The organism is Actinoplanes sp. NPDC051633, from assembly GCF_040681735.1.
Taxonomy (GTDB): Bacteria; Actinomycetota; Actinomycetes; order Mycobacteriales; family Micromonosporaceae; genus Actinoplanes.
The window spans coordinates 1-4,756 of record NZ_JBFAZH010000618.1 but is presented as its reverse complement, the minus strand read 5'-3'; the positions used below and the strand labels follow the sequence as shown (position 1 = coordinate 4,756).

4 protein-coding genes are annotated in these 4,756 nt (G+C 69.8%); 3 read left to right on the top strand and 1 reads right to left on the bottom strand.

What is annotated here, in order from left to right; translation table 11 throughout:
- Nucleotides 1-64 precede the first annotated feature (64 nt).
- A complete protein-coding gene (locus AB0M20_RS28055; RefSeq protein ID WP_364303201.1) occupies nucleotides 65-1,642 on the bottom strand; it encodes a restriction endonuclease in 1,578 nt (525 codons plus the stop codon).
- 347 nt (nucleotides 1,643-1,989) lie between these two features.
- Between AB0M20_RS28055 and AB0M20_RS28050 the strand changes: the two genes are divergently transcribed.
- From AB0M20_RS28050 to AB0M20_RS28040, 3 genes are all read left to right on the top strand, one after another.
- On the top strand, nucleotides 1,990-3,705 hold the full coding sequence (locus AB0M20_RS28050; RefSeq protein ID WP_364303199.1) for an EAL domain-containing protein: 1,716 nt from the start codon (nucleotides 1,990-1,992) through the stop codon (nucleotides 3,703-3,705).
- A 19-nt stretch (nucleotides 3,706-3,724) separates the two neighbouring features.
- Nucleotides 3,725-4,114, top strand: a complete 390-nt coding sequence (locus tag AB0M20_RS28045) for a cupin domain-containing protein (RefSeq protein WP_364303196.1) — start codon at nucleotides 3,725-3,727, stop codon at nucleotides 4,112-4,114.
- A 212-nt stretch (nucleotides 4,115-4,326) separates the two neighbouring features.
- On the top strand, nucleotides 4,327-4,756 hold a 430-nt coding region (locus tag AB0M20_RS28040), incomplete at its 3' end, for a MarR family transcriptional regulator (protein ID WP_364303194.1).

The following is a 4,756-nucleotide window of genomic DNA, read 5'->3' as shown; positions in this document are numbered from 1 at the left end:
GTCTTCGCCCGCGAGCCGGAGGCGGCGATGCGACCACTGTGGCGGCGCATCGAGGAGCTCGAGATCAGTCCGGTGGCTCCAGACGGGCCTTGATGCGGCTGTGCTCGGCCAGCAGGTTGAGCAGGCCCGGACCGTCGAGCAGCTCGAGCGGCCGGCCGGCGGCGGAGTCGTAGGCCTCGGACTCGTAGCCCGCGGTGGCGATCAGGATGCCCTTGGTCGCGCCGGCCGCGGCGACCGCGTCGGCCAGCGTGTGTGCCGTCGAATGGCCGACCGGGCCGCCGCGCGTCGCGTACACGATGACCTTGCCTCCGAAGACCGGGCGCGGGTCGCTGGCCAGCCAGCGTGACCGGCCGCCACTTCGCGTGCACCGGCCCATCTCCAGGCCCATGTTGCCGAGCAGGTCCGCCACCACCTGCTCGAATTCGTCGTCGCTCATGGCCAGCAGGTTCGGCCGCTCGTCGATCTCGGCGAGCACGTTGAACTCGCCGGTCAGGTCCTGGTCCGCCTCGCGGTCGAAGTCGACGAGCGGGGTGACGCCCTCGAGCTCGTCCGGCAGCCCGGAGAGTCCCGCCTGCAGATGCTTCAGGCACGCCACCGGGTCGACGCGGCGCAGCTTGATGGGGGCGAAAACCTCCCTCCGGGTACGCAGGGAGACGAGGCAGGGGCGCACGAAGATCCCGGTACGCCGGTCGATGGTGTCCACGATGCCGTTGAACGAGATGTTCGCCACCAGCTCGCCGCGGTCGGCCTCCACGATCTCGTGCACGGTGCGCAGCGACACCTGCGAGATCACCTCGGTGTACCGGCGCCGGATCTCGCCCTCGTCGCGCGGGGTCGCCACCAGGTCGTCCCGCACCCGGTCGTAGCGATACTCCTTAACCACCGGAATGACCTCGACCGGCGGCAGGTGGTACTCGATCAGCAGGTGCTTCTGTTTCGGCAGGTACGCGAGCCGGAAGTGCTGCGGGAAGTCGTCCGGATACACCGAGTTGCCGAGCACCATCGCGAAGTACTCGACCACGCTCGCCGGATCGGCGCTGGCCACGGCCGCCGCGAACCGATCCACTTCGGCGTTGTACGAGGCGATCTTGGCTTCGTACTTCTGCTTGCTCTCCTCGTACGCCTGCTCGCGCGCGGCGAGCTGACGGCGCCGCCGGGTCTCCGCGTCGATCCACCGCCGGCGCGCCTCCTGGTAGGCCTGCCGGGCGGAGGTCGTCTGCTGCTGGTGAAACCGGTCGCCGCCGAGGATCTTGCCCACGCCGCGCGGAGTCGGTGGCTCGTAGCTCTCCCAGCTGGGTTCGGGGATCGGCCGGCCCAGTGGTCCCGGGTCGAACGGCGGCACCTCCGCCGGCTTCTTGAACCGGTCCAAATCGATGTGGTCGTCGACGTCCAATGTGGAGTGCAGCAGGGAGTCGAGATCAGACAGGCGGGCGCGCAGGTCGGCGTTGGCCGCCGCCGCGTCGGCGGTGCGTGCCTCGACGTAGAGCCGCCGGCTCTCCCGGTGCATCTCCGCGTCGGCCGCGGCCCGCTGAGCGGCGGCGATGGCCAGGTCGGCGTTGCGCCGGATCAGCTCGCGCTGCTGAGTGGCGGCCGTGGTGGCACGCTGCTGGGCGGCGGCCTGAGTGGCCTGGGCCCGTTGCATGTCCCGAATGATCCCCATACGCGGTCCCTCGGTCGCTAGTCCTCGACGGAGCTTGTCACTCTATCCATCGTCACTAGGTGCATGCTCTCCGGAGCGGTGCGTGGTGGCGTGCGCAACAAGTAACTGTCCGTCATGGACTTGACCGTAGTTCGAGACCGTCGTCACACGGTGCGGTGGTCATCCGATCGGCTAATTCGGCCCCTCGTTCAGCCGAGAAACAGCAGTTCGTTGTTTTGTTGGGGGATCCGCGAAAACATTGGCCCCGATGTCCTCTGTTACCCGGAGCCGTGACGGGTCGTAATAGGTGGGGGCAATGGCACGAGGGGCGGGAGGGGGCTGAGGGCATCATGACGGCACCCGACGAACGCATTCCGCGTCCGCGCGCGTTGCACGATGTCTCCTCCGGTCGCCACCCCAGGAAGTCGAAGACCGCCGCCGTGGATGCCTGGTTCTCGTACGACGCCGCCGGCGACAAGATCGTCTGGTCCGAGGGGCTGGGCGAGATGCTCGGGCAGTCGCCGAGCGACAACGAGGTGAGCCGCCAGGTCCTCGCCCGCTACGTGCACCGTGACGACCAGGCCACCGCGTTGAGCGCGATCACCCGAGCCTGGACGAGCCGGGAGCCGGTGCAGACCACCCTGCGGCTCACGCGGGTCGACGGCGGCTGGTTCGACGTGGACGTCCGGCTCGACGCGGTCATCGGCGACGACGGGGTGGCCCGCGGCGTCCGCGGCGTGATCACCGACGTCTCGGCCCGCGAGCGGGCCCGGCGCGAGGTGGCCCGGCTGGCCCGGCGCGGCGAGACCGTGCAGACCACCGTCGCCGATCCCGACCCCGCGACCGGCCTGCTGACCAGGGCCGGCTTCGCCGACGAGCTCGACCGCGCCCTGCGCCGGGGCGGCGGGGCGGTGCTCGTGGTCCGCGTCGAGCCCGATCGCGCACATGCCGACCACGGCCGCCCGGAGCGCAACGCCGAGCTGCTGCACCGGGCGGCGCGCGTACTCGAAGGGGTCATCCGGCCCGCCGACCTGCTCGGCCGGGTGGGCCCGAACGAGATCGGCGTGCTGCTGGCCGGTGCGTCGTGGGCGCTCGCCCGGCGGCAGGGCGAGCTGTTCGTCGAGTCGCTGCGCGCGCACCCCTTCGTGTTGCCGGACGTCTGGGTTCGCGCCAAGGCGTGGGCCGGCGTCGTCCGCTTCCAGCCCGGCGGCGAGACCGCCAGCCACGACCTGCTGATCGACGCCGAGCAGGCCTGGCGCCAGGCCCGCCACGCCGACCGGCCGCTCACCCTGGTGCCGCATCCGGTGCCGGCCCGCGACCGGCAGGGCTCGTGGCGCGAGCGGGTGGCCGACGCGCTGGGCACCGACCGGTTCACGCTCTACTCCCAGCCGATCCTCGACCTGCAGAGCAACCGGATCACCCGGCACGAGCTCCTGCTGCGGGTGCTGGACGAGAACGACGGCCCGCAGTCGCCGATCCAGGTGCTGGACATCGCCGAGCGTCTCGACGCGGTCTTCGACATCGACCTGTGGGTGGTCGAGCGGGCGATGCAGCTGGCCGCCGAGCACCAGGATCTGAACCTGCAGATCAACCTCTCCGGGCGCTCGGTCGGCGACCCCCGGCTCACCGCGGAGGTGGAACGGCTGATCAAGCACTACGACGTCAACCCCGAGCAGCTCACCTTCGAGATCACCGAGACGGCGCTGATCGGCAACCTCAGCGAGGCACGGCACTTCGCCGACCGGGTGCGCGACCTCGGTTGCGAGCTGGCCCTGGACGACTTCGGGTCCGGCTACGCGTCGTTCCGCTACCTGCGGATCTTTCCGATCGACCTGGTCAAGATCGACGGGGAGTACGTGGTCCGGCTGACCCAGAACCAGCAGGACCAGGTGCTGGTGCGGGCGCTGGTGCAGGTGTGTCAGGCGTACGGGATCCACACGGTTGCCGAGTTCGTGCAGGACGAGCCCACCCTCCGCCTGCTCCGGGAGCTGGGCGTCGACTTCGTCCAGGGCTACTTCGTGGGACGCCCCTCCCCGCTGGAATCAAGCCGATTGCGCCGCTCCTGATCGGGGTACGACTCCGACCATGAAGCACTGGACGATCGCCACCGAGGCCGAGCAGAGCCCGGATTTCCGCCGGGTGTTGTGGACCGGCAAGCACACCCAAGTCGTGATCATGACGATCCCTGAGGGCGGCGAGATCGGCGAGGAGGTCCACGAGGTGGACCAGATCCTCACGTTCGTCAGCGGCACCGCCAAGGCGAAGGTCGGCGGGGCGACCCGCAACGTCTCGCAGGGCGACCTGGTCGTGGTCCCGGCCGGCACCAAGCACAACTTCAAGAATGCCGGACCTCTGCCGCTCGTGCTCTACACCGTCTACGGCCCGCCGGAGCACGCCGACGGTGCGGTGCACAAGACGAAGGAAGAGGCCGACCGGCTGGAGGAAGAGGGCAAGGACGAGCCGCCGGGCGAATAACGCCTGGCACCGGTTACTTGCAGACCGGCGCCGGAACCGGCCGAGGCCCCCCCGCCTGCCGGTTCCGGCGCCGTGTCGTGGGGAAAATCCCTGGTGCAGAGTATCGGTGACGTACACGTATGTCGATCGACCTGCCCTTTCGTTGGGCCGCTGTTATACAACCTGGCCACCCGGTCGATGGCGGCGCGATCACGGGTTACTAACCTTCCCTCATGGACGAGCCACGGTGGTTGACCGACGAACAGCAGCAGATGTGGCGCACCTTCGTGGCCGTCCTGACGCGCGTGCCGGCCGCCCTCGAGAGCCAGCTCCAGCGTGACTCGGGCATGACCCACATGGGCTACATCGTGCTCGTCTACCTCTCCGAGGAGCCCGACCGTCGCCTGGCGATGAGCAAGCTCGCCAAGCGGGCGGTGGCCTCACTGTCCCGTCTGTCGCACGTCGTGGCACGGCTCGAGGCCCAGGGCTGGGTGCGCCGCGAACGGGACCCCGAGGACGGCCGCGTGCAGATCGCGGTGCTGACCGACGCCGGGTACGACAAGGTCGTCGAGGCCGCGCCGGGCCATGCCGAGGCCGTGCAGCAGCTCGTCTTCGACCGGCTGACCCCCACCCAGATGAAGCAGCTCGCCAAGGTCTGCGAGA